The sequence below is a fragment of the Streptomyces sp. NPDC043861 genome (assembly GCF_056435905.1).
The window spans coordinates 718,944-742,752 of sequence record NZ_JBWKDP010000001.1 but is presented as its reverse complement, the minus strand read 5'-3'; the positions used below and the strand labels follow the sequence as shown (position 1 = coordinate 742,752).

Annotated in this window: 22 protein-coding genes; 15 read left to right on the top strand and 7 right to left on the bottom strand. The window is 69.1% G+C overall.

The features are described 5' to 3' along the window. Positions 1–21: 21 nt before the first annotated feature. From AC068D_RS03065 to AC068D_RS03050, 4 genes are all read left to right on the top strand, one after another. On the top strand, positions 22–324 hold the full coding sequence (locus tag AC068D_RS03065; RefSeq protein WP_478821154.1) for a hypothetical protein: 303 nt from the start codon (positions 22–24) through the stop codon (positions 322–324). Next, positions 317–1,537, top strand: a complete 1,221-nt coding sequence (locus AC068D_RS03060; protein ID WP_478821153.1) for a hypothetical protein — start codon at positions 317–319, stop codon at positions 1,535–1,537. The genes AC068D_RS03065 and AC068D_RS03060 overlap by 8 nt, the downstream gene beginning before the upstream one ends. A gap of 10 nt (positions 1,538–1,547) precedes the next feature. Then, complete coding sequence (locus AC068D_RS03055) at positions 1,548–2,228, top strand: hypothetical protein (RefSeq protein ID WP_478821152.1); 681 nt, start codon at positions 1,548–1,550, stop codon at positions 2,226–2,228. A 332-nt stretch (positions 2,229–2,560) separates the two neighbouring features. Further along, complete coding sequence (locus tag AC068D_RS03050; protein ID WP_478821151.1) at positions 2,561–2,830, top strand: hypothetical protein; 270 nt, start codon at positions 2,561–2,563, stop codon at positions 2,828–2,830. Here the strand turns inward: AC068D_RS03050 and AC068D_RS03045 are convergent. From AC068D_RS03045 to AC068D_RS03035, 3 genes are all read right to left on the bottom strand, one after another. Continuing rightward, positions 2,806–3,084: a WhiB family transcriptional regulator gene (locus AC068D_RS03045; RefSeq protein WP_478821150.1), complete on the bottom strand. Its 279-nt coding sequence runs from the start codon at positions 3,082–3,084 to the stop codon at positions 2,806–2,808. The two genes, AC068D_RS03050 and AC068D_RS03045, sit on opposite strands and share 25 nt — an antisense overlap. 64 nt (positions 3,085–3,148) lie before the next feature. Further along, positions 3,149–3,940 carry a VOC family protein gene (locus AC068D_RS03040; RefSeq protein ID WP_478821149.1) on the bottom strand — a complete coding sequence of 264 codons (792 nt, stop codon included), beginning with the start codon at positions 3,938–3,940 and terminating at the stop codon, positions 3,149–3,151. A gap of 40 nt (positions 3,941–3,980) precedes the next feature. Continuing rightward, entirely contained in the window at positions 3,981–5,408 is a 1,428-nt protein-coding gene (locus AC068D_RS03035; RefSeq protein ID WP_478821148.1) for a phytoene desaturase family protein, read from the bottom strand. A gap of 798 nt (positions 5,409–6,206) precedes the next feature. Between AC068D_RS03035 and AC068D_RS03030 the strand changes: the two genes are divergently transcribed. Next, positions 6,207–6,644 carry a GNAT family N-acetyltransferase gene (locus AC068D_RS03030; protein ID WP_478821147.1) on the top strand — a complete coding sequence of 146 codons (438 nt, stop codon included), beginning with the start codon at positions 6,207–6,209 and terminating at the stop codon, positions 6,642–6,644. Between the two features lie 44 nt (positions 6,645–6,688). Here the strand turns inward: AC068D_RS03030 and AC068D_RS03025 are convergent, their stop codons facing one another. Continuing rightward, the gene (locus AC068D_RS03025; protein ID WP_478821146.1) at positions 6,689–7,732 is read right to left on the bottom strand and encodes a multicopper oxidase domain-containing protein; all 1,044 of its coding nucleotides are present in this window, start codon (positions 7,730–7,732) and stop codon (positions 6,689–6,691) included. Between the two features lie 192 nt (positions 7,733–7,924). Here AC068D_RS03025 and AC068D_RS03020 point away from each other — a divergent pair, with 192 nt between their 5' ends. The 4 genes from AC068D_RS03020 to AC068D_RS03005 all read left to right on the top strand — a co-directional run bounded on the left by AC068D_RS03020 (position 7,925) and on the right by AC068D_RS03005 (position 14,250). Then, complete coding sequence (locus AC068D_RS03020) at positions 7,925–10,432, top strand: ThuA domain-containing protein (protein ID WP_478821145.1); 2,508 nt, start codon at positions 7,925–7,927, stop codon at positions 10,430–10,432. Between the two features lie 56 nt (positions 10,433–10,488). Continuing rightward, positions 10,489–12,642 (top strand): OmpL47-type beta-barrel domain-containing protein, encoded by a 2,154-nt coding sequence (locus AC068D_RS03015; protein WP_478821394.1) that lies wholly within the window; start codon positions 10,489–10,491, stop codon positions 12,640–12,642. Positions 12,643–12,765: 123 nt separating this feature from the next. Continuing rightward, complete coding sequence (locus tag AC068D_RS03010) at positions 12,766–13,335, top strand: MepB family protein (protein ID WP_478821144.1); 570 nt, start codon at positions 12,766–12,768, stop codon at positions 13,333–13,335. 213 nt (positions 13,336–13,548) lie between these two features. Continuing rightward, positions 13,549–14,250: a bleomycin resistance protein gene (locus AC068D_RS03005; RefSeq protein ID WP_478821143.1), complete on the top strand. Its 702-nt coding sequence runs from the start codon at positions 13,549–13,551 to the stop codon at positions 14,248–14,250. A 334-nt stretch (positions 14,251–14,584) separates the two neighbouring features. Here AC068D_RS03005 and ligD read toward each other — a convergent pair whose 3' ends face one another. After that, on the bottom strand, positions 14,585–15,595 hold the full coding sequence (gene ligD, locus AC068D_RS03000; RefSeq protein WP_478821142.1) for a non-homologous end-joining DNA ligase: 1,011 nt from the start codon (positions 15,593–15,595) through the stop codon (positions 14,585–14,587). 52 nt (positions 15,596–15,647) lie between these two features. Here ligD and AC068D_RS02995 point away from each other — a divergent pair, with 52 nt between their 5' ends. Together AC068D_RS02995 and AC068D_RS02990 are read left to right on the top strand one after the other, a co-directional pair. Next, complete coding sequence (locus AC068D_RS02995; protein ID WP_478821141.1) at positions 15,648–16,715, top strand: ATP-dependent DNA ligase; 1,068 nt, start codon at positions 15,648–15,650, stop codon at positions 16,713–16,715. Positions 16,716–17,227: 512 nt separating this feature from the next. Continuing rightward, a complete protein-coding gene (locus AC068D_RS02990) occupies positions 17,228–17,485 on the top strand; it encodes a hypothetical protein (RefSeq protein WP_478821140.1) in 258 nt (85 codons plus the stop codon). A gap of 276 nt (positions 17,486–17,761) precedes the next feature. Here AC068D_RS02990 and AC068D_RS02985 read toward each other — a convergent pair whose 3' ends face one another. Further along, the gene (locus AC068D_RS02985) at positions 17,762–18,730 is read right to left on the bottom strand and encodes a GlxA family transcriptional regulator (protein ID WP_478821139.1); all 969 of its coding nucleotides are present in this window, start codon (positions 18,728–18,730) and stop codon (positions 17,762–17,764) included. Between the two features lie 154 nt (positions 18,731–18,884). Here AC068D_RS02985 and AC068D_RS02980 point away from each other — a divergent pair, with 154 nt between their 5' ends. Next, a complete protein-coding gene (locus tag AC068D_RS02980) occupies positions 18,885–19,334 on the top strand; it encodes a hypothetical protein (RefSeq protein ID WP_478821138.1) in 450 nt (149 codons plus the stop codon). Positions 19,335–19,509: 175 nt separating this feature from the next. On the opposite strand, the gene AC068D_RS02975 is transcribed toward AC068D_RS02980, so the two are convergent. Further along, positions 19,510–19,935 (bottom strand): YchJ family protein, encoded by a 426-nt coding sequence (locus AC068D_RS02975; RefSeq protein WP_478821137.1) that lies wholly within the window; start codon positions 19,933–19,935, stop codon positions 19,510–19,512. 125 nt (positions 19,936–20,060) lie between these two features. On the opposite strand from AC068D_RS02975, the gene AC068D_RS02970 reads away from it, so the two are divergent. The 3 genes from AC068D_RS02970 to AC068D_RS02960 all read left to right on the top strand — a co-directional run bounded on the left by AC068D_RS02970 (position 20,061) and on the right by AC068D_RS02960 (position 23,639). Then, positions 20,061–21,830 (top strand): hydroxysqualene dehydroxylase, encoded by a 1,770-nt coding sequence (locus tag AC068D_RS02970; RefSeq protein WP_478821136.1) that lies wholly within the window; start codon positions 20,061–20,063, stop codon positions 21,828–21,830. A gap of 104 nt (positions 21,831–21,934) precedes the next feature. Further along, positions 21,935–22,078 (top strand): hypothetical protein, encoded by a 144-nt coding sequence (locus AC068D_RS02965; RefSeq protein WP_478821135.1) that lies wholly within the window; start codon positions 21,935–21,937, stop codon positions 22,076–22,078. Between the two features lie 325 nt (positions 22,079–22,403). Beyond that, complete coding sequence (locus AC068D_RS02960; protein WP_478821134.1) at positions 22,404–23,639, top strand: cytochrome P450; 1,236 nt, start codon at positions 22,404–22,406, stop codon at positions 23,637–23,639. The last annotated feature ends 170 nt before the right edge of the window (positions 23,640–23,809 follow it).

The following is a 23,809-nucleotide window of genomic DNA, read 5'->3' as shown; positions in this document are numbered from 1 at the left end:
GATCTGCCATGGTGGTCAGCCATGAGCCGTGATCTTTCGGTGGACACCGCCCAGTTGGGCCGCTTCACACACGCACTCCAGGAATCACTGACCTCGCTGAGCGCGGCAAGACGCGCGCTGGAACACGTACGCGCGGATCAGCTCGGCACGAAGGAGCTGGACGAGGCGTGCGACGGCTTCCAGGAGCGCTGGAAGTACGGAGCCGACCAATTGCGCGAACGCATCGGCACCGTTCATGAGGGCGTCAGGGCGGGCCATGCGGACTACAGCGAGATCAACCGGGCCATCAAGGCGGCATTCAGGGCGGTGACGCCGCATGACTGACACTTCTTTCCCGCATCTGGGCTGGGACCCCGCCCCGGGCAGCCCGGCCGAGATCGCCGCCCTGCGCACGAAGCTGACCACGTCCGCCGCATCCCTCGGCACGGCCCGCCACCTCGTCGAGCGTCTGCTCGGCGAGAGCTCCTCCTGGCAGGGCGAGGCCGCGAGAGCCTTCCGCGAGGCGCTCGACGGCGACCTCCCGCGCTGTCTGCGCAACGCGCATCTCTCCCTGTCGGGAGCCGCGAAGCAATTGGGCGTCTGGCACGACGACCTGGTCGGCTACCAGGCGACCGCCCGAACCTATGAGGCCCGCGCCAAGCTCGAATCGACGGCCCTCACCAAGGCCGAGGCACACGAGTCCTCCACCCGCGCCAGACCCGATGCCCCCGCCACGGACCTCGCGGCCGCGGCGCGCGGGGTGACGCAGGCACGGGAGGCGCTGGCGGGGGTGCGAAAGCTCGCACGCGAGCTGGAGGAGACGCACCGGTTGCAGGCGGCGCAGATCGCGAAGGGCCTCGGGGAGGCGACGGTGAGGCTGGCGCCGGTGGAACCGGGGGCGTTTGACGGGGTGCTGAAGTGGGTGGACGAGAATCTGGGGGATGGGTTGAGCACGCTGTCGGCTGCGCTCGGACTTGTCGCCGTCTTCGCAACCGGAGTTGCTGTCCCGCTGGTCTTCGTTGCTGCGGGATTAAGTCTCGCAGCATTCGTCGTCCATGCCCGGGACCCGAAGCTACAAACCGCCCTCAAGAACGGCTTCAGCAAAGGGGAATTCGACGGAAAGTTCTGGGCTGCTTCCGCGTCCCTCGCAGGCGACGCGCTAGGTGCCGTGCCAGGACTGGCCGCCATCGCCAAGGGCGCCAAGGGCGCGATCACGGCAGCCCGTGCTTCGGGTACGGCGGAAGACAGCCTGTCAAACCTCCAGGCAGGGGTGCGGACCTTCAGAACTGGTACCGGTGCGGCAATGCAGTCCATCAACGATGCCCCCAAACCCGTCCTGGACTGGACGGTTCGTCGGTCCGGCGAGTTGGTGTCGTCCCAGTCACTCCAAGCGGCTGTTGCCGGCACAGGCGTTGCAACGTCGAGCCTGGGGCTTACGGACTACGAGGATCGTGAGGGCGTTCAGATCGGTGGGGCAGCGATTGATGGCGCGCGTCTCGGCACTTCGGATGCCCCCAATCTCTATTCCGCCATCCGCACTTGGTCACAAGCTCGATAGGAGATCCTCCATGGGCCTTGGGTCTGCTCCACAAGTCGGCAGCTGCTGGTTTGCTCTCCCACCTGGGTACCACGACATCGATCCCGAGAATCTTGACCAACTGCACTTCCGACTGGAACAGGAGCTCCTACTCATCCACAAGGATGCGTTGATCGCTGAGCAGAATTTGGGTGACTTAACTGGTTTGTTCAGCCTGCTGCGTGACCTGTTTGAGAACGGCACCATGCATGCCGCATTCGGACTTCACGTCGGCTCTGAAGGTGAACTTTGCGTCTCAGTCGTCACGTTGTCCGAAATTCCCACGGGTGCTCCGAATGCTGCTCTGGCAGTGGCTACCTGCGGAATCGAACTGGCAGTTGGCAAGTTCGGAAAAATCATGGACAGAGAACTCATCCACCTCCCTTGCGGCATGCCAGCTGCGATCACGAGTCGGATAGTGCCAAAGCCTCCGGCCGAGCTCATGGCTGCCACCGGAATCACAACTGATGCGCCCGAAGTGTTCCAGGCTCGCCTGGCCGTAGCCAGGCCCTACGGATCCGAGGCGCTTGTCATCGACTTGACAACGTGCGCCACGACAATGGCGGCAGATTACATGGACATTCTCCTGGGCATCGCACAGACGATCAGATTCGTTGCTCCCGAAACGCAGACACCACTTCCCCCGAGTCGGCTCCTGGAGGTACTTCTGTGACAGATCTTGCCGCTCCAGCCATCCCGATTTGCAAGACTGCACTCGACTATCCGGCGACCTCAAAGGGGTATCACAGGCTTGTAAAGAGGCGCATCTTCTGGTGCATCGCCTCGATCGTCGGACCTGCGGTGCTGATTGCAACGTTCACATCACTGATGGAGACAGAAGACGCGATCTCGTGGGTAGCCATTACGCTCCTCGTCTCACTACCCGTTATCCCTTTCCTCGCGATGGGAGTACTGGGAGCGCCTCACATCAGCCGAATCCTCCGGTGCTACCCATGGCGAGCCTATGCGTGTACATACATCCCACGGAGCCGGGACTACGTCCTGGTGCTGGCAATCGCTCCGGACCGTGAGGTCGCAATCCATCCCGTCCCTTACCGTTGCGACCTCCGCCGCAAGCAGAACGCCCACCCCGAAGTCATCTGGTTCGCCGGCGATCCCGCATGCGGCGGCGTGGCCTCCCCCGCCGGTGGCCACTATCCGCAGCGCGTCGTCCGGCCGGTGCAGGCCGGCGCAGCGCTTCCCGCGCCCGATGAGGTCGCCGAGCGTGCCGGGCTCGCCAAGAACGGGCGTTACCTCCGGCGGCCCTGGTTCTGATCGCGCCTCAGCCTCACCCGCTCCTTCTCCGACAGGCCACCCCACACCCCGAACCGCTCATCATTCGCCAGCGCGTACTCCAGGCATGCCTGCCGCCCCTCGCACGCCCCGCAGAGCTCCTTCGCCTCACGGACGGAGGAGCCGGGGGCAGGGAAGAAGAACTCGGGGCCGACCTGGGCGCAGAGGGCCGTCTCCTGCCAGGAGAGTTCATGGTCGGTGCTGGTGGTCGTGGTGATGGTGGTGTTGATCGGCATGCGGGACACGTTGCCCGCTGCCGATAAACGACCTGTCAATGAATGATCAATGGGCGACGGGAGGTCACTCCGACGTCACACTCTTCATGACCGCGAACCGTGCCCCGTACGGATCCGCCAGTTTCGCGATGCGGCCCACGTCCTCCAGGTCCAGTGGTGCCAACCGGACCTTACCGCCCAGCTGTTCGGCCCGCGAGACGGTCGCGTCCGTGTCGTCGACCTCGAAGTACGGGAGCCAGTAGGGGCCGTCGGCCGCCTCGGCCGCGTCGGTCTCCAGGGGGACGAGGCCGCCGAACATGCCGTCCGGGCCCGCGCCCGCCGGGTTGACCGTGGTGTAGGTGTCGCCGCCGGGGACCGGGATGCCGTACTCCTCCCAGCCGAAGACCGAACGGTAGAAGCCGAGCGCGGCGTCCGTGTCCGGTGTGTAGAGCTCCACCCAGCGCAACGAACCCGGTTCGTTGACCACGTCGAGGCCCTTGTTCGTGCCGGGCTGCCACGTCGAGAAGCCCACGCCCGCCGGATCGGCGAAGACGGCCATGCGGCCCAGGTCGAAGACGTCCATCGGCTCGGCATAGACGGATCCTCCACCGTCTCTCACCCGTTTGGCCGTGGCATCGGCGTCGGGGGACTGGAAGTAGATGTTCCAGGCGGACGCTCCCTGCTCCGGCGGAGCGGTCATCCCCGCTGCCGCGGTTCGTCCGCCGAGCTGGTACATGCCGTAGCCGCCCGCCTGGGGACCCGCCGACTGGAAGTTCCAGCCGAACAGGCCGCCGTAGAAGGCGCTCGCTCCCTCGATGTCGGGGGTGCCGAGATCGATCCAGTTCGGGGAGCCTGTGACGTAGCGAGTGGTGAGCATGGTGCGTCGCCCTTCCTCGGATTGCCCCCTCATGAGTCTGCTACCGATCCCGCTGTGCCGCACGCAAGGCCGCCCGGGCCGCGTTGTACCCGCACATGCCGTGCACGCCCGTGCCCGGCGGAGTGGCCGCAGAGCACATGTAGACCCCCGGGATGCCCGTGCTGTACGGGTCGGTGGCCGTGCCGCGCGGCCGCAGCGTGAGCTGGAGAGGGCCAGTGGCACCGGTGATGATGTCGCCGCCGACGTGGTTCGGGTTGTATGCCTCCGTTGCGGTGACCGACCGTACGGCTGTCGCGACGATCCGCTCCCTGACACCGGGCGCAAAGCGTTCGAACTGCCGTAGCACGGCGTCCGTCGCATTGCCCCGATAGCCGTGCGGCACATGCGCATAGGCGTACACGGGGTGGATGCCGCCGCGCGACCTGCCGGGATCGGCGAGATACTGCTGTGCCACCAGCACAAAGGGCCGCTCGGGCATCCTGCCGCGATTGATCTCCTGCTCCGTGTACGCGACCTCCGCCGCCGACCCGCCCAGATGCAGGGTGCCTGCGCGCCGGCATGCCTCGTCCCGCCATGGCACACCCCCTTCCACCGCGAGATCGACCTTGTACGCGCCCGGGGCGTGGCGGAAGCGCGCGTAGGCCCTCCGTACGCGCGGCGGCAGCCGGTCACCCGCGATGCGGATCACGGCCCCCGGAGTGAGGTCGAGCAGAACGACGGAGCACGGCGGGAGCTGATCGAGGGAGTCGACCCGTACTCCGGTCTCGACCGTTCCGCCGAGCTCCTTCAGCCGGGCGATGAGCGCATCGCTGACGGCGCGCGAGCCGCCGCGGGCGACAGGCCAGCCGTGCGCATGGCACGCGGCGATCAGCATGAGCGGGATCGCACTGGTCAGCGGGCGGTTCTGCGGGTGGAAGCCATGGGCTGCGACGCCGGCGAACAGCGCCCGTGCGGTGCCGGTGCGCCAGTGCCGGGTGAGCAGGGCCGCCGGAAGTGCGGCGAGGAGGCCGTACCGTGCGAGGTGCACCGGGTGGGCCGGGACGTGGGCGAGCGGCCGCATGATGTCGCTGAACAGGGCGTCGAACCCGCCCGCGATCGGGGCGAGGACCCTGCGCCAGGCGGGGCCGTCCACCGGGCCGAGTGCTCCGGCGGTCGCCTCGATGGACCGGAACATCAGTCCGGGCGGGCCGGTGTCCAGGGGATGGGCCAGATCGATTTCGGGCCAGGCCCACTCGAGACCGTGCCGTTGCAGCCCGAGGGCGTCGAGGGCAGGCGATGCGATGGCGGTGGCATGCACGGCGCAGCAATGGTCGTGCAGCAGTCCGGGCAGGGTGAGCTCACCGGAGCGGCAGCCCCCGCCTGGCTCGTCCGCCGCTTCGAGGACGGTGACGCGCATGCCCGCCTGGGCGAGAGTCACCGCACCTGCAAGGCCGTTGGGACCGGATCCGACGATGATCGCGTCCGTCATGCCGTACAGCGTACGAGGGAGCCCGGTCATGGTCTCCCCCATGACCACGACCAGAGAGGCCCATGCCGGGCAGGCGCCGCCTCCCGTCCCTGCTTCCCTCGGCCCACGCTCCGCCGGGCGTCGCGCCGGCACGTCCAGGGTGCCGCCGTGCCGCCGGGGCTTCATGTCACCCGTCACGGTGGTCCGGCCCGGAGTTGCCACCGACGCCGTCCGCCGCTGCGCGAAGGTGTACAAATGCGCCTCCGCACCATGCCGTTCGCCCTCCTCGTACTTCTGACCGCCACAGGCTGTGTTTCCGTGCAGGGCACTGCGGGACCTCCGGGTCCGCGGGCACCCGGTCTCGCCCCGGCCGGGAACCTCTCACCCTCACCCGTCACTCCACTGCGGCCGACGGCGCGCGAGGAGCTGATGAGGTCGGGAGCGGAGGGCCGGGAAGAGCAGACCGGGCAGGACGGGGCGGGGAAGGCCGAGGGAGCCGCAACGGACCGCGTGAACGGTGTCCGACCGCCGGTGGCGGTCCCGCCCCGGCACGCCGAGAGGCCCGTTCCGCCGGCCCGCCGTACACCGCCTCAGGCCGGTTCCGGCCGAACGCACCGGCCGGACGCGGGCGGGTACCGGCCGCCGCGCCCGCGCCGAGGCTATGACATGACGTATCTGTGCAATGAGTCGGCAGGTGTCGCGGACCCGTCGCTCACGGCTCTGTGCCGCCGGAACTTCGGCCGCTGAACGGCGCAGCGGCCCGACGCAGCACAGCTCGGCACGCGCCGGGACGGAGGGGAGGCGTGGCAGGATGCCGCCATGATGGAGATCAGCCCGTTACTCCCCGGGGATCACCGGCGCTGGGAAGCCCTGGCGCGCGGCTACAAGGCCTTCTACCGCACCGACGAGCCCGACGAGGCGTACGAGGAGACCTGGCAGCGGCTGCTGCGCGGTGATGAACTGCACGGCGTCGGGGCGCGTGTCGACGGAACCCTCATCGGCATCGCCCACTACGTCTTCCACGCCAACGTCTGGTCGTCCGGCGCCTGTTATCTGCAGGACCTGTATGTCGACGAGGCGGCGCGGGGGCAGGGCGCCGCCCGGGCCCTGATCGAGTACGTGGCCAAGGCGACGCGCGACCGGGGTCTGCCGCGGCTCTACTGGAACACCCAGCAGGACAACGACGCCGCCCGCGCCCTCTACGACAGGGTGGCGCGCTTCCGTGGGTTCGTGGTCTACGAATACCCGCTCGGGTGACCGGGCTCTGCGTCAACCGGCCCATCGGCAAACGGCGTCGCCGGTCATCCGCTCGCCCTTGCCCCCGGCCCGGAACCGTGCTCCTGGGTGTGGCCCCCCTGACCGGACGACCGCTTCGCGCCGGCCGCGGCCGGGTGATGCGGGTCGTAACCCGGAATTGTCCCGTCCGGCTTGGCCACCAGGAACAGCCCTGCCATCCCCATGTCCGAGTGGCTCTGCACATGGCAGTGGTACATCCACGCGCCCGCGCCCACATGCTCGCCGGCGATGATCTGGAAACCGAAGGAGTCGGCAGGGCCCGTGATCTTGTTGTCGATGATGCGCGAGGGGTCATCGGGTCCTGCGAGCAGTCCGGTTCTGTTGTCCGCCCAGCGATGACCATGGATATGGAAGGTGTGGTAGTACTCCCCGTGTGTGATCATGACGATCTCGACCCGTTCACCCACCGTGGCCCGGAAGTCCGGACTCTCGTGCCCCGGCCTGTTGTTGATCGTCATGTCGTTGAACACGATCGTGAACTGCCTGTCCGGGAGTATGTCGCCCGTCCGCCGCACCACCACCGGGCCGTACAGGCCCTTGCGGATTCCGCCCGTCCCGTGGTCCGTGCCCACCACATGGTCGTGATAGTGCCAGTAGCCCGCACTTCCCGGCCGCCAGGTGCCGTCCTTCCGCCTGCCCGGGGTGTGGGTGCGCCAGGTGTAGGTGCGCGTTCCGCCGGGTTCGACGTGGCTGCGGTTCAGTCGGGTGCCGTCGCTCGCGATGTCGTAATCGACGCCGTGCGCATGCAGACTTGCCGGGACATCCATCGTGTTCTCGAACTCGATGTGCAGGGTGTCTCCTTCGATCAGTTCGATCATCGGCCCCGGTACGGACGCCTTTCCCTTCTCCAGGCCATAGCCCATCCGGCCGTCCGGCAGCTTCTCGGCATAGAGCTTGAGATGGCGTACGGCACCGCCGGCCGGGGCAGTCTTCGGTGCGTCACCTTCGGCGGAGCTCGCAGGAGCAGCGGCGAACGACAACGATGTCGCGCCGGCGGCCGCGGCAGCGCCGCCTGCCAGCGCGCGCCGGTTGAAACTCCGTCTGTCCATACGAACTCCCCAGCGATGCACGGAATATGGGCCGGACGAATTCAGGCCGGGCGGCACACGGTAGCCGGGTGATCTTCGTTTCTCCACACCCGGGACAAAGTTTGTCGCATTGCAGGCATACCTATTGGCGACTCATCAAAAGAGGTCTAGCTTCACGGCTGTTGCTGTGACCAATGAGGGGTGGGTGAACACATGCACCGTGCACCACATCACCGGTCGAGATCCCGTCGCGGCCCGAGCACGAGGCGCGCAACGGCGGCGGCGCTCCTCGCCGGAGCACTCGGCGCCTCCCTGCTGGGCGGGACCGCCGCCACGGCCCGACCCTATCCGGATCCTCCGGCCACCGGGACGACAACGTTGTCCCTTCCCTCGCCGCCGGGCGGAGAGAATGTTCGGGTCCTCGTCTTCCACGCTTCGGCCACCGAGGAGTCGCCGACGGTCGACGCAGGAATCGCAGCGGTCGAGCAGATCGGGCTGACGGGGCCGGCCTCGGGCCGGTTCCGTACCGACGCCACCGACGACGCCTCCGTCTTCACCAACGCCAGGAAGCTCGGGAGGTACAACGCCGTGGTCTTCCTCACCGGTGGCGGCGATGTGCTCGACCCCGAACAGGAAGCCGGCCTCGAGGCGTACATGGAGGCCGGCGGCGGCTTCGTCGGCGTCCATGACGCGGCCCGCACCGAGCCCTACTCGGACTGGTTCACAGGACTGGTCGGAGCCCGGCCGGCCACCTCGCCGGCCACCGTCCAGCGGGCGGTCGTCGAGGTCGGTGACCGCCGGCATCCCGCGACCAAGAGCCTGCCCCTGAACTGGAAACGGCCCGACAAGTGGTTCAACTGGGCGGTAAACCCCTCCGGTTCCGTCCACACGGTGGCCCGGGTCAAGGAGAGCTCCTACCAGCCGGGCCAGGGCGCCAACGGCTGGGACCATCCGGTCTCGTGGTGCCGTGACTACGACGGCGGCCGCTCCTTCTACACCGCGATGGGCGGCACCGCCGACTCGTATGCCGAGAGCGACTTCCGCGAACATCTGCGCGGGGCACTGGCCTGGACGACACGGACCTCCCGCGCCGACTGCCGGGCGACCATCACCGCCAACTACACGGCGGAGCGCGTCACCCAGCCCAATCAGCCCGGGCAGAACGACCAGATCGGGGAGCCGCACGGCCTGGTCGCCGCCCCTGACGGGCGCATCCTCTACATCGGGCGCGGCGGTGCCGACTCCTCCGCGCCGGTGGTGACCGACTGGAACAACCCCGACATCGGCAAGGGCCGGGGCGAGATCCATGTCTACGACCCGAGGAGCAGGAAGGTCACCCTCGCGGGCGCGCTCACGGTCTTCGGGAACAAGGGCGGCGGCGACGAGCTGATCAAGAACGAGGAGGGCCTCCTCGGTATCGAGCTCGACCCGGACTTCATGTCCAACGGCTGGGTGTATCTGCACTACACACCCCACTCACGGATCAACCGTGACACCCGTACGGCCGAGCGGTACGTCTCCCGGTTCACCCTCGATCCCGCCACCGACAGGCTCGACCTGGGAAGCGAGAAGGTCCTGCTGAAGTGGCCGGTGCAGATCCACAGCTGCTGTCATGCGGGCGGTGGGATGTCCTGGGACTCCAAGGGAAATCTGTACATTGCGACGGGCGACAACAACTCGTCGGGCTTCAGCGGCGGTTACTCGGGGAACAACCCCCAGCCCAACTTCAGGGGGGTGTCCTTCGCCGACGCGCGCCGCACCGCCGGGAACACCAACAATCTCAACGGCAAGATCCTCCGCATCCACCCCCAGGACGACGGCACCTACACCCTCCCCAAGGGCAATCTCTTCACCGGCAAGGAGCCGGACGAGGGCGGAGGCAGGACGCGTGGCGAGATCTATGTGATGGGTGTGCGCAACCCCGCCCGTATCTTCGTCGACAAGGCGACCGACATCCTCTACGCGGGCTGGGTCGGGCCGGACGCCGGTTCGCCGTCCACCACCTGGGGGCCGGCGAAGTACGACACGTTCGCCGCCATCACCAAGGCGGGCAACCACGGCTGGCCGTACTGCATGGGCAACAAGCAGCCCTATCGCGACCGCAATCTGCCGGACCCGAGCAAGCCCCTCGGCTGGTACGACTGCGACGCACCGAGGAACGAGTCGCCCCACAACGACGGTCTGGTCAATCTGCCGCCGGTCACGGCCAACACCATCTGGTACTCGCCTCAGGGCGGCGGCCCCGACTACCCGCGCGACGCCGCAGGTGTGCCCAGCTACAAGGTCGAGGAGCAGAAACTGCTGCTGCCGTGGCTCAAGGGCGGTGGCCAGGCAACCATGAACGGTCCGGTGTACCGGTACGACGCCGCGAGCGGCTCCACGGTCGCGTGGCCCGCGTACTGGGACGGCAAGTGGTTCGTCGGCGACTTCTACGACGGGGAACAGCCGCGGCACGCGGTGCTGACCGACCCCAGGACCGTCGGGAGGGGCGGGCTCCCGGTCCATGCCGAGTCGCTCAGGAAGATCATCCCGGTCGGGACCAACGGCATCCGCAATCTCATGGACTGGAAGTTCGCACCGGACGGTTCGCTGTACGTCCTGGACTACGGGCGCGGCTTCTTCACCTCCGACTCCAAGTCCGCACTGTGGCGGGTGACATACAAGGGCGGTGAGCCGACCCCGGCCGCCGATCAGCTCGTGCGGAAGGCGGCGGCCGAGTGAGACTCGTCAGGCACCGGCAACTCCGCCTGTGGACCGCGCTGCTGGGCGCGCTGACCATGGTCCTGGGTCTGACCTCGACCGTGGCATACGGACGTACCGACGACCGGCAGGCGGGGACCGCGGCCCAAGTCCTCACCTGGACCGCCGGAGACCCCATCGACCGCTATCTCTCCTTCCCGACCACCGCGGTGGCGGGACCGACGACGATCGTCTTCGAGAACAGCAAGGCGACCGGCAACACCACCGGGATGCCGCACACCCTCACCTTCGACGTCTCCGACCCTGAGTACAACAACGACGTGCCACTGAACATCCTGGCCAATCCCAACGACGACCAGGGCGGCAAGCACTCGGTGCAGGTCACGCTCACGCCCGGCCGGTACCGCTTCCACTGCACGATTCCCGGCCACGGCCAGATGCAGGGCATCCTCACCGTGTCCGAGGGCGGCGGGGACGACACGACGGCACCGGAGACGTCGGCGAAGGTCGAGGGCGAGAAGAACGCCGACGGCGACTACATCGGGCATGCGACGGTGACCGTGTCGGCGACCGACTCCGGATCGGGAGTGCACAGGGTCGAGTACGCGGTCGGGGCGGACGGACCCTGGCAGCCGTACACCTCGCCCGTCATGGTCCACGAAGTCGGCACCCACAAGGTCCGCTACCGGGCGACCGACAAGGCCGGTAACGCAGCCGCTGAGAAAGCAGTCGAATTCACCGTCATCGCCCCGCCCACGGACGACAGGACCCCACCGGAGACCTCGGCGACCGTGAGCGGCGAGAAGAACGAGCAGGGCCAGTACCTGGGGACGGCGACGGTCACCGTCACCGCGTCGGACACCGGCTCGGGTGTCAACACCATCGAGTACGCCGCCGGGGCGGACGGACCCTGGCAGCCGTACACCTCGCCCGTCATGGTCCACGAAGTCGGCACCCACAAGGTCCGCTACCGGGCGACCGACAAAGCGGGCAACGCGGCCGCTGAGAAAGGCGTCGAATTCACCGTCATCGCCCCGCCCACGGACGACAGGACCCCACCGGAGACCTCGGCGACCGTGACGGGCGACAAGAACGCGGACGGGGCGTTCATCACGAGCGCCACGGTGACCGTCACCGCGACCGACGCGGACTCCGGTGTGGAGCGGATCGAGTACTCGCTCGACGGCGGCCCGTATCTCGCCCACACCGTGCCCGTGATCGTCGACCGGGTCGGCTTCCACACCGTGCAGCACCGTGCGACCGACAAGGCAGGCAACACCTCCGGGGCGAAGAAGGTCTCCTTCACCGTCGCGGAGAGCGGCGGGGTACCGGCGCCCAACTGCCCTGAATTCGACGAGCGATCGACCGTCATCGTCGGCACGGTCGACACGGGTGTACCGAACCGGGTCACCCGCTCCCGCTGCACCATCAACGAGTTGATCGAGGACGAGAGGGACTGGTCGTCGCACGCGCTCTTCCTCAAGCACGTCGACAAGGTGCTGGACAAACTGCTCACGGACGGGGTCATCGACCAGCGCGAGCACAAGAAGATCCACCAGGCGGCCAGGCAGTCCGGAATCGGCAGGCCGGGCCAGAACACCGGCTACCGCGATCTGTTCGACGGCACGGCGGCATCGTTCGCCAAGTGGCAGCACGTGGGCGGTGGTTCGTTCGCCCTCAATGCCGACGGCACGATGACCAGCGGCACCACCAGGGGCGGCCTCGGCATGCTGTGGCTCCCGCAGCGACAGTACGGCGACTTCTCGCTGAAGCTCCAGTGGCGGGACGACGCCCCGGGCACGGGGAACGCCAACAGCGGTGTCTTCGTCCGCTTCCCGTACGTCCACGACAACCCGGAGGAACCGCGCCCGGAGTGGGTCGCGATCAAGTACGGCCATGAGGTGCAGGTCCTGGACCGGCCCGACGGCGACATGTACAAGACGGGCTCGGTCTACGGATTCGACCGCGTCGGCCTCGGGGGCGCGGGAGTCACTCCGAAGGGCACCTGGAACGAATACGAGATCCGGGTCGTGGACCAGCACTACTCGGTCCTGCGCAACGGTGTCCTGATCAACGAGTTCGACAACACCGGTGGCCAGGAATTCGTCCCACCGCGCGGTGACGACCCGGGCACGGACGGCCGCCGCTACGCACAGGGATACATCGGCCTCCAGGTCCACGGCACGACGGACGTGATCTCGTACCGCAACATCCGCATCAGGGAGCTGTAGCGCAGCCGACGGACCTACGGTGCCCGATTCTGCCGCACGCCGCGTTGTCGGTGGCGTGCGGCAGACTTGCGGTCGGCGCGCCGGTCCGGGCGTTGCCGACGCCGGCGGGAGCAAGGAACGATCATGCAGCAGGGACGCCCTTCGGAGGTCCGCCCCACAGGCCCGGAGCCCTGGTCGTGCGAGGGAACGCTGCCCAGTGATCTTCTCGCGGCGAAGGCGCTGGTGTACGACCCGAGCGGGTTCAGGTGCTCGCAGCCGGTCCCCGAGAAGGAAAGCGCCGATTACGCGGCACACGAGTTCACCCTGGACGGCGCCTCCGTCAGGTTCCGGGTGGCCAGAACCACTCCGACGAAGGCCGGTCAGTTCGTCACGGTGTGGAAGAGGTCGCCGGACGGGCCCATCCAGCCCTTCGACGCCGAGGATCCCGTCGACCTCTTCGTCATCAGTGCACGTGAAGGCGATCGCTTCGGACAGTTCGTCTTTCCGCGCGAAGTGCTCTGCGAGCGGGACATCGTCGCGAGGCACGGTACCGGTGGAAAGCGAGCGTTTCGCGTCTATGCGCCATGGGTGACGACGACGAGCCGCCAGGCCCGTCGGACGCAGGCATGGCAGGCGGACCACTTCCTGCGTGTGCGCGAGGGCGAGGGCGAGCCGTTCGACACCGCACGCGCCCGAGCGCTCTATCACCCCTGAGGCTCCGGCTCGCGTCGTAACGGGCCGGCCAGGGCCCGTCGTTGACAGTGGATCTGGCCGTGAGGCCATGGGCGGGCGTCGCGGTCCGGGCCGTTGCGCGCCCTGCGGGCCGGACGCCCGGCCGCGTCGGGCCGACGGGCGGCACCGAGGGCCGGCACACGGATCCTCGGCACACCCTCGCCTCACTAATCAACGTTGACTAGAGTGCTGGGTATGACCGAGAAGACGATTCCGATCCTGCCGTGCCGGACCATCCAGCCCGTCCTCGACTTCTACACCGCCCTCGGGTTCGAGGTGACGTTCCAGCAGAAGAGCCCAAATCCGTATGCCGTCGTGGAGCGCGGCGGCATCGAGATCCAGTTCTTCGGCATGAAGCAGTACGATCCAGCCGAGTCGGTCAGCACCTGCTACGTCCTGACCGATGACGTCGACGGGCTGTACGCCTCCTTCCGCTCCGGGCTCAAGGCGGCGTACGGCAGGATCCCGACCCGGGGGTTGCCGCGCATCGGACCGCTGAAGGACATGTCGTACGGCGTGCGGCAGTTCCTCATGACCGATCCGGGTGGCAACTGCATTCGCATCGGGAAGCGGACGAGCGAGAACCAGCACCATCGGCCCGCACCCGACGAGACCTTCGCACGGGCCCTGCATCACGCGTCACTCCTCGCGGACTCGAAGCAGGATCCTGCTGCCGCCGCGAAGGTCATCGACCGGGTGCTGGGTCTCGAGGACGAGACGCCCACGCCGGCACAGTTGCTTCGCCTCCTCGTCCTGCGTGCGGATGTCGCCGGTCGCCTCGGAGACGAAGCGACCGCGTCGACCGCGCTCACCGAGGCCATCGCACTCCACCTCACCGCGGAGGAGCGGGAGTCGGTCCGGGACGACCTCGAACGTCTCGAGGAGCTGCGGGCCTGAGGTCCGCCGCGAGCACACCGGTCACGGTCACTCGCCCACGTCGTACCCGGCGCGTGCTCCCCCACGGCAGGTCCAGCTGGCCGTCCCGGTCCCGACGCGTGCCGTGCCAGGCACGTCCGCCGCACGACCACGTCAGCTTCGGTCAGGCTGCGTTCATGGCCGGGGAGACACGCTGGTGCCTCTCGTCCGGATCTTGCCGGGCTCGCGTGCCCCGGCACGCACACTCGCAGCGTTGTCGTCGGACGCCCACGCTCCGCGCGGGCTCCTTCCTCCGCCCTGCGATCGCACGCACCGGACCCCGCTCACCGATCCAGCCCGATCCAGACGAAAGACCCTAGTCGTCACGCCGGGCCCGGCTCGGCTGCACCCGCTTGGGCTCACCAGGCATCTTGGGATACTCCGGCGGGTACGGCAGATCACCCAGACCGTGCTCCGCCTCGTCGCGCCGGGCGAGTTCCAGCAGGCTCTCCAGACCGAAGCGGTGCTCGTCCATGTCGGCGTGCACGTCGCCGACCTCCGCATACCGGGCCGGCATCGTCTTGATGTCGAAGTCCTCCGGGACGGCGTCGTCGATCTCGTCCCAGCGCAGCGGCGCGGAGACCGGCGCATGGGGGCGGGGCCGTACCGAGTAGGCCGAGGCGATCGTGCGGTCGCGGGCGGTCTGGTTGTAGTCGACGAAGATCCGCTCGCCGCGCTCCTCCTTCCACCACTTGATGGTCACCTCGTCCGGCATGCGCCGTTCCAGCTCGCGGCCACAGGCGATCGCGGCCCGCCGGACCTGGGTGAACGTCCAGCGGGGTTCGATCGGAACGAAGACATGGAGACCACGCCCGCCCGACGTCTTGGGCCAGCCGCGCAGTCCGGCGTCGTCCAGGACGGCGCGCAGCTGGTGGGCGGCGCGGACGGCGTCGGCGTAGTCCGTGCCGGGCTGGGGATCCAGGTCGATGCGCAGTTCGTCCGGGTGGTCGGTGTCGTCGCGGCGTACCGGCCAGGGGTGGAAGGTGACGGCTCCGAGGTTGGCGGCCCACAGCACGGCGGCGGGTTCCGTCGGGCACATCTCGTCCGCGGACCGGCCGCTGGGGAAGGTGATGTGAGCGGTGGGAATCCAGTCGGGGAGGTACTTCGGAGCGCGCTTCTGGAAGAAGGACTCGCCGGTCACCCCGTCGGGGTAGCGCTCCAGGGTCGTGGGGCGGTCGCGCAGGGCACGGGTGACGCCGTCACCCACCGCGAGGTAGTACTGGACCATGTCCATCTTGGTGTAGCCGTGCTCCGGGAAGTACACCTTGTCGGGATTGGACACACGGACGGTCCGATCGCCCACTTCCAGTTCCACCGCTCCGGCCATGCCCGCCAGCGTAGGCCGTGCCGAGTTTCCTCGCATACCGGACAATCGCCCTATGGATCTGCCGGTGATGCCGCCCGTGAAGCCGATGCTCGCCAAATCGGTGGCGAAGATCCCGCCCGGGATGCAGTACGAAGCCAAATGGGACGGCTTCCGCGCCATCGTCCATCGGGACGGTGACGAGGTGGTGATCGGCAGCCGTACCGGCAAGCCGCTCACCCGCTACTTCCCGGAGCTGGTCGTCGCACTGCGCGCCAATCTGCCGGACCGTTGCGTCGTCGACGGCGAGATCGTGATCGCTCACGGCGGCCGGCTGGACTTCGACCGGCTCACCGAGCGCATTCACCCGGCCGACTCGCGGGTACGGATGCTCGCGGAGACCACCCCGGCGAGCTTTGTCGCCTTCGACCTGCTGGCACTCGGCGACCAGGCGCTGCTGGACACCCCGTTGGAGCGGCGGCGCGCCCTGCTCACCGAGGCCTTGAGCGACGCCCGTGATCCGGTCCATCTGGCGCCTGCGACGACGGACCCGGCCGTGGCGGCCGAGTGGTTCGAACGGTACGAGGGTGCCGGGCTCGACGGCGTGATCGCCAAGCCGCTCGACCTCCTGTACCGTCCCGACGCCCGGCTGATGTACAAGATCAAGCACGAGCGGACCGCGGACGTCGTCGTCGCGGGCTACCGCTTCCACAAGAGCGGTCCGGTGGTCGGCTCGCTGCTGCTCGGCCTGTACGACACCGCGGGCGCCCTGCAGCATGTCGGCGTCTGCGCCGCATTCCCGATGAAGCGCCGGGAGGAACTGGTCACGGAGCTGGAGCCGCTGCGGATGGACGATGCGGCGGGGCACCCCTGGGCGCGCTGGTCGGAGGAGGCGGCGCACGAGTCGGCCAGACTGCCGGGTGCGCCGAGCCGCTGGTCCGGCAAGAAGGACCTGTCATGGGTGGCACTGCGGCCGGAGCGGGTGGTGGAGGTCGCGTACGACCACATGGAGGGGGACCGTTTCCGCCACACGGCTCAGTTCCGGCGCTGGCGGCCCGAGCGCACTCCGGACAGCTGCACATACGCCCAGTTGGAGGAGCCGGTGGGATACGACCTGTCCGAGGTGCTGTCGGGAACCGGCTGAATCCGTTGTCCCGGGGACCGGCGGGCGGCCCTTCGTCACGAGCCGCCCTTCGTCACGACGGGCGGGCCCTCGTGACGACAGGCGGCCGGACACGGGCCGCGCCGCCCTGGGGCCGGAGCACGCCCGGCTCACCGGTCCGACTTCCTCCGCGGTCCCGGCCAAGTCGCTGCCGAAAGCGACGACATGGCCGTTGCGGATGGCGATCTCCTCGCCGGGAGGTCCGGTTCCCTGGTCCACCGGAGCGCCGCAACCACCTCGGGGTCATGTGGTGTTGGTCACTCCCCCGGGCCGGTCCCACCGTTGCCGGACTGCTCGCCCACGGGATGACCTGGGCGGAGAACACCAACGAGTCCACTTACCCTCCTGCAAGGAGACATCAAACGGGCGGTTCCGAACAGTTGCAGGACAGAGACATCCCGGCAGAGGAACCGAGAAGCTGATCCGGTACGTATAGAGAAGGACAACGCCCACGCCCGGCGACCCCGGCGCAAGCCCAGCAAAGGACCCCCCACGTGACCGCGTCGAACCTCGTCCCCGTCCCGATCCCCGACGGCGTCGCTGCCCTGATCGGGTCGTGCATGCCGATAGGCATCCTCCAGGCGGAGATCGACGCCGAATGCGCCGCACGGGAGGCCCGCCGCTTCCGGGCCCCCTTCTGCCCCGAGGACCAGGCCGACCGCGAACATGCCCTCGCCGCCCTGGCCAGGGCCAACAAGGTGCTGGCGGCCTACAACCCCGGGCTGGTGCTGAGGCCGGGCCGGGGGTTCTGACCGGCGCGGTGCACCGGCACCGGCGAGACCGACGGACTCCGGCAGACCCTACGGACACCCACGCACACCCACGACACCGACGGGCCACTCGCGGCGGCACATGCGGACGCGGATGGCCTGTTCCCGTTCCGGAACAGTCCGCGTCACAGCCCTGTTGGGCGCGAGCGGCCGGTCGGCGCCGGCTCGCGCAGGTCCCGGTGCGCATGATCACGTCGTGTTCCCTGCGCGGGCGGCACGACTCGTGGGTGCGGCCGGCAGCGGGGGGTGAGATCCACATCAAGGGGCTGCTGAGGGGGTTCCCCCGCCACCGCGGAAACTACGGCGGTAGGCATGCGGACTCGTTCCCACCTGGCGCTTGAAGCGGTCACGGAAGGACGTCGGAGATCCGAAGCCGACCTGTGCGGCGATCCGGTCGACCGGGTGGGCAGTGGTCTCCAGGAGGTGCTGGGCCTGGCGGATGCGGGCGCGGTGGAGCCACTGGAGCGGCGTCGTGCCTGTCTGTTCACGGAAACGGCGGTTGACGGTGCGCGGGCTCATGCCCGCACGGCCGGCGATGTCTGCCAGCGTGAGGTCACGGCCGGCGTTCTCCTCCATCCAGCGCAGCAGCGGCTCCAGGGTCGCACCCGCCGGGGCCGGAGGCTGTTCATGGACGATGAACTGGGCCTGGCCGCCCTCGCGTTCGAGGGGCATCACGGAGAGACGCGCCGAGTCCGCCGCGACCGCCGAGCCGTAGTCCCTGCGGATCATGTGCAGGCAGAGGTCGAGGCCGGCCGCCGACCCTGCCGAGGTGAGGAACTGACCGTTGTCGACGTAGAGCACGTTCGGGTCCACCTCGATCTCCGGATACATCCGGGCGAGGTGCGGCGCCCCGAGCCAGTGGGTGGTGGCACGCAGACCGTCGAGGAGGCCGGTCGCCGCGAGCGTGAAGGCCCCGACGCAGACCGAGGCGATCCTGGTGCCGTTCGCGGCGGCCTTGCGCAGTGCGTCGGTCACCTCCGCCGGGGCCGGCACCGTCGGGTCCGCACAGCCGGGCAGGATGATCGTGTCCGCGCCGGCGAGGATGTCCAGCCCCCACGGCGCCCGCAGTGTGAAGGTGCCCGCATCGATCTCGGCAGCCGGTGCGCAGACCCGCACCCGGTAGGCGGCACGGCCGTCAGGAAGCCGGGCGCGGCCGAACGCGTCGATCGGGGTGGACAGGTCGAAGGGGATGACGCCGTCGAGGGCGAGTACGGCCACGGTGTGCATGGCGACAACCTAGGTCATGCACGGAATTCGGCCAACGGCCGCTGGCCGGGGCAATGACGGGCGGCAGCCCCGCGACGACCGGCTGGCGACAATCCGCTGGAAACTGTCAGTACTGCCACTGTTCTGCCCCACGCTCCGTTCGTAGTGTCGGCCCGTGACCAAGATCCTTCTCATCGTGCATGTGCTGGCCGCCATCATCGCCGTCGGTCCCGTCACCGTGGCCGCCAGCATGTTTCCCCCGGCCGCCCGTCGTGTTCTCGCCGAGCCGGACGACGAGCGCGGGCGCGCAGTGCTCCGCAACCTCCACCAGGTGTGCCGGGCCTACGCCCTCGTCGGCGTCGTCGTCCCCGTCTTCGGCCTTGCCACTGCCATCAGCCTGCACGTCCTGGGGGACGCCTGGCTGATCGTCTCGATGGTGCTGACCGCCGTTGCCGCCGCGGTGCTCGCCGCCCTGGTGCTGCCCCGGCAGAGCGCGGTGCTCCAGGGCCCTGCCGAGGTCTCGGACACCAAGCGGCTCGCCATGTACACCGGGATGTTCAATTTGCTGTGGGCCACGGTCACGGTGCTGATGATCGTGCGGCCGGGATCGACGACCAGCGCGTGACCACGCCGGTCGGGCCCCCTGCCTGCACGTCCGCGTGAGAGTCGGGCCGAGCCCGACCACGCCTGCGCGAGGAAGTCGGGCGTGCCGGTGGACGGCGCGGGCGGCTCCCGCAGACACCCGTGCCCCGCGGCGGCTCGCAAGGACGCCGTCGGGCGGGCCGAGGATTTCCGGTCGGTCACTCCTCGATCGTGCCGTCGACGTACACCCAGGCGCCGTCGTGGCGTTCGAAGTTGCTGCGCTCGCGCAGTGCGCCCGGCTCACCGCCGTGGGTGTAGTGCGCGACGAAAGTGACGGTGCCGTTGGTGTGGAACATGCTGCCGTCGGCGGTGTCCACGATCTCCAGGCCGCTCCAGCGCATGCCGGGGTCGAAGTCGACGGACCCGGGCCGGGTGGCGGGATGCCAGGTGCGCAGCAGATAGGTCTCGTCACGGACGACGAAGGCGCTGTACCGGGAACGCATCAGCAGTTCGGCGGTCGGGGCGGCGGCCTGCCCGGTGTGGAACCTCCCGCAGCAGGCGCCGTACAGGGCGGGCAGTCCGCAGGGACAGGGCGAACCGGCGGTGTTCGCGGGCCGAAGGGGGCGTGTGGTGCGTCGGGACATGACCCCATTGTGTCGGGCGGTGTGTCGCGCTGGGTGAATGGGCCCGCACGTGGCTTCCGGGCCACGGGGGCCGTCCGTATGCTCCTGCGCCTGACGCGACAGTTACCGATGAGTAGGGGCGGGGCATGGACCGATCGGGAACCACACGGCGCACCTTCATCGCGGGAGCGGCAGCGGCCGGGTCCGTTGCGGCGCTCAGTTCCGGGAGCGGAACGGCGTACGCGGCGCCGCACTCGCTCCCACCGTCCGTTGCCGTCCTGGGAGGCGGCGTCGCCGGCCTCACCGCGGCTCATGAACTCGCCGAGCGCGGATTACGGGTGACGGTGTACGAGCGGAGGGCGCTGGGCGGCAAGGCCCGCAGCATGGACGTGCCGGGCAGCGCCAAGGGCGGCCGCGCGGCCCTGCCGGCCGAGCACGGCTTCCGCTTCATCCCGGGCATCTACCACAATCTGCCGGACACGATGCGGCGCATCCCCTTCCCCGGGAATGCGAACGGCGTCTGGGACAACCTCGTTGCGCCGCCGGAGATGTCCTTCGCCCGCACCGGCCGCGAGGACCTCCGCATCCCCCTCCCCTGGCCCGGCCACCGGCCTGCCGAGCTCACGCTCGACGAGATCCGTCGAGCCCTCACGGCGTTCTTCGAGACGATCGCGGGCATCCCCCTGCACGAGACGGCGTACTTCGTGAACCGCGGTCTGGTCTTCCTCACCAGCTGCGACGAGCGGCGGAACGAGGCGTGGGAGCGCACACCCTGGTGGGACTTCATCCGGGCCGAGGAGATGTCCTACGACTACCAGCGCATCCTGGCCGTCGGGCTGACCCGGAACATCGTGGCCACCAAGGCCGAGGAGGCCAGTACCCGCACGGTCGCCACCCTCCTCGAGGCCTTCGCCTTCAATGCGCTGGGCAGAGGCGCGGACGGACCGCTCGACCGTATTCTCAACGCACCCACCAACGAGGCCTGGATCGATCCCTGGGTGGTTCATCTGCGCTCGCTGGGAGTGGAGTTCAAGGTCGGCTGGACGCTTCGCGAGCTGGCCTACGGTTCGGGCCGGATCACCGGGGCGGTGATGGAGGATCCCGAGGGGGCACGCCGTTCCGTCACCGCCGACCACTACATCTCGGCCATTCCGGTGGAGCACGCCCGGCGGACCTGGGGCACGGCACTGCGGGCGGCCGATCCCCAGCTCGCGCGGTGCGACAAGCTGGAGACCGACTGGATGACCGGCATCCAGTTCTATCTGACCGAACGTGCCCCGCTGCTGCACGGTCACCTCAACTGCATTGACTCACCCTGGTCCCTGACGGCGATTCAACAGGCGGAGCACTGGCCGCACCGTCACTTCCCACGGGACTACGGCGACGGCACCGTGGTCGACTGCGTTTCCGTGGACATCTCGGAATGGGACAGACCCGGCATCCTCTACGGAAGGACGGCCAAACAGTGCACGCGCGACCAGGTCGCCCGCGAGGTGTGGGCCCAGCTCAAGGCGGCGCTGAACGACACGGGCCGCACGGTCCTCAAGGACGGCGCCCTGCACTCCTGGTTCCTGGACCCGGGTGTGGACGGGCTCGGCACCCCGCACCCCACGAACGACGACGAGCTCCTGATCCACCCCGTGGGTACCTTCCACCACCGTCCGTCCGCGGCGACCAGGGTCCCGAACTTCTTCCTCGCCGGGGACTACGTCGCCGTGGACATCGACCTGGCGACGATGGAAGGCGCCAACGCCTCGGCGCGGGCCGCCGTCAATGCACTCCTGGACCGCATCGCCTCACCGGCGGCGCGCTGCACCGTCGAACCCCTCTTCCGTGCCCCGGAACTCGACCACCTCAAGCGGCACGACCGCACCCGCTACCGGCTGGGGCTGCGGAACGCGTTCGACCTGGGCTGAGCGGCACACGGGGCTCCCGCCCGCGGTGCGGCGAGCAGGGGACCCCGGCTCTGAGCACCTCACGGCCGACGCCCACTGCCGCCGCGGAGCACGACGCTCATCGCGTGCTCGGCGACGGCCTCCATCAGCTCCGGCAGGAACCCCCGTCGGTCCAGCCGGTCGTCGACCGGCTCGTCCAGGACGAGCGGCGCCGGGCGCTCGGCGATCTCCGGGCCGAGGGCGAGCTGCGCGCCCTGGCCGAGCGTTGACTCGCCGCCCCGGTCGCGGCCGACCGGTCCACCCCCGGCCGGCCGCGCTGCCGGTTCTTGCGGCGCGCGTGGCGTCGGCCGCCGCCGGCCGCGTGGATGCCGCAGCAGGGCTCCGCCATGGCTCTCTGCCTCACCCGGGCCGAACCCTCCACCGGGACCGGCCTGCCGGCCGGGCGTGCGGGCGACCGGGTGGCACTCTCACGGCGGGTTCCCTGTGGCGTGACCGCGGGTGAGGCGGCTTACTGGTGCGGGAGAGAAAGTCAGCGCTCTTGGGGTCGAGCAACCCCACGCGGCCCGACCTGCGACCTGGCGAGGACCTGTGACCATGATCGATACCTCACTCCCGCGGCAGATCCTGGACTACGCCAACCGCGCGGACCCGTATCCCCTGTATGCGCAGCTCCGCAAGACGCCGGTCTTCCGCGAGAACGACGGGCCCTACATCATCAGCACCTACTACGAGATCCGCAGCCTGCTCCACGATCCGCGGCTCAGCTCCGACCCCCGGAACCTCACCTCCCCCTCCGACTACGGGCTGCCGGAGTCGGAGGAAGAGACGGCTCTGCCCGCGCCCTTCATCCGGCTCGATCCTCCGGAGCACGACCGGCTGCGCCGCATGACGAACACCTCGTTCGGACCACCGTGTGCACCGCGCCGGATCGACGAGATGCACGGCGAGCTCCAGGAGATCGTGTCCGGGCTGATCGACGGGATCGGGGACACGAGCCGGATCGACCTGGTCGAGCAGTTCTCGTACCCCTTTCCCGTCACCGTGATCTGCCGGCTGCTCGGCGTCCCGCATGAGGACGAAGCACGATTCCACGTCTGGGCCAACACTCTGGCCGCCAGCCTGGACCCCTCCCCGGGCGAGGACCCGACCGAGCGGAACCGTGCCACCGGCGAGGCCAAGACCGAGCTGGGCATGTACCTGGCGGGCCTGGCCGACGAGCGCCACCGGAATCCCGGTGACGACATGCTCTCGGAGCTGGTCAGCGCCCATGGACCGGACGGGGCCATGAGCACGATGGAGGTGCTCAGCACCGTGGGCATGCTGCTGATCGCCGGCCACGAGACGACGGTCAATCTGATCACCAACGGGATGCTCACCCTGCTGCGCCATCCCGAGGTGCTCCATCGGCTGCGCGACGACCCCGGGCTGGCCGTCCCCGTCGTGGAGGAGCTGCTGCGCTACGAGCCGCCGGCCCAGATGCTCGCTCATCGCACCACGCTGGCGGACATCGACATTCATGGCATCACCATCCCCAGGGGATCGGAGCTCTGGCTGGTCCTGGCTTCCGGCAACCGCGACCCCGCGCGCTTCCCCGACCCCGACACGTTCGACCCGGATCGCAAGGACATCCAGCACCTGGGCTTCGGCAGCGGCATCCACAGCTGTTTCGGAGCGCCGCTCGCCCGGCTCGAGGTGCAGATCGCGCTGGCCGAGCTCGCCCGCAGGCTCGACAACCCCCGGCTGCTGGAGGATCCGCCCCCGTACCGGCAGAATGCGGTGCTGCGCGGCCCCCGCCGTCTGGACATCGCCTGCGACGGCATCCGCCCGTGAAGCGCAGTCGCACCGGCAGCGCGGCGGAAAGAGCGCCGTCGGTGGGCAGCCGGGTGACCGGCTGCACCGGATCCCCCTCTTCGCGGCCCTCGCCGGTCTGATTCCCCGTCCCACCCGGGCCGGTGGAGCCGGGCGCGCCCCGGTCCTCGCGGGAACGCCGCAAAGATGAC

Coding starts and splice junctions, on each gene's coding strand:
- AC068D_RS03055 (WP_478821152.1), top strand. CDS start 1,548: ATGGGCCTTGGGTCTGCTCCACAAGTCGGCAGCTGCTGGTTTGCTCTC.
- AC068D_RS03035 (WP_478821148.1), bottom strand. CDS start 5,408: ATGACGGACGCGATCATCGTCGGATCCGGTCCCAACGGCCTTGCAGGT.
- AC068D_RS02960 (WP_478821134.1), top strand. CDS start 22,404: ATGATCGATACCTCACTCCCGCGGCAGATCCTGGACTACGCCAACCGC.
- AC068D_RS02975 (WP_478821137.1), bottom strand. CDS start 19,935: ATGTCCCGACGCACCACACGCCCCCTTCGGCCCGCGAACACCGCCGGT.
- AC068D_RS03005 (WP_478821143.1), top strand. CDS start 13,549: ATGACCGAGAAGACGATTCCGATCCTGCCGTGCCGGACCATCCAGCCC.
- AC068D_RS02985 (WP_478821139.1), bottom strand. CDS start 18,730: ATGCACACCGTGGCCGTACTCGCCCTCGACGGCGTCATCCCCTTCGAC.
- AC068D_RS03030 (WP_478821147.1), top strand. CDS start 6,207: ATGATGGAGATCAGCCCGTTACTCCCCGGGGATCACCGGCGCTGGGAA.
- AC068D_RS03040 (WP_478821149.1), bottom strand. CDS start 3,940: ATGCTCACCACTCGCTACGTCACAGGCTCCCCGAACTGGATCGATCTC.
- AC068D_RS03015 (WP_478821394.1), top strand. CDS start 10,489: ATGGTCCTGGGTCTGACCTCGACCGTGGCATACGGACGTACCGACGAC.
- AC068D_RS02970 (WP_478821136.1), top strand. CDS start 20,061: ATGGACCGATCGGGAACCACACGGCGCACCTTCATCGCGGGAGCGGCA.
- AC068D_RS03025 (WP_478821146.1), bottom strand. CDS start 7,732: ATGGACAGACGGAGTTTCAACCGGCGCGCGCTGGCAGGCGGCGCTGCC.
- ligD (WP_478821142.1), bottom strand. CDS start 15,595: ATGGCCGGAGCGGTGGAACTGGAAGTGGGCGATCGGACCGTCCGTGTG.
- AC068D_RS03065 (WP_478821154.1), top strand. CDS start 22: ATGAGCCGTGATCTTTCGGTGGACACCGCCCAGTTGGGCCGCTTCACA.
- AC068D_RS02995 (WP_478821141.1), top strand. CDS start 15,648: ATGGATCTGCCGGTGATGCCGCCCGTGAAGCCGATGCTCGCCAAATCG.
- AC068D_RS03010 (WP_478821144.1), top strand. CDS start 12,766: ATGCAGCAGGGACGCCCTTCGGAGGTCCGCCCCACAGGCCCGGAGCCC.
- AC068D_RS03060 (WP_478821153.1), top strand. CDS start 317: ATGACTGACACTTCTTTCCCGCATCTGGGCTGGGACCCCGCCCCGGGC.
- AC068D_RS03045 (WP_478821150.1), bottom strand. CDS start 3,084: ATGCCGATCAACACCACCATCACCACGACCACCAGCACCGACCATGAA.
- AC068D_RS03020 (WP_478821145.1), top strand. CDS start 7,925: ATGCACCGTGCACCACATCACCGGTCGAGATCCCGTCGCGGCCCGAGC.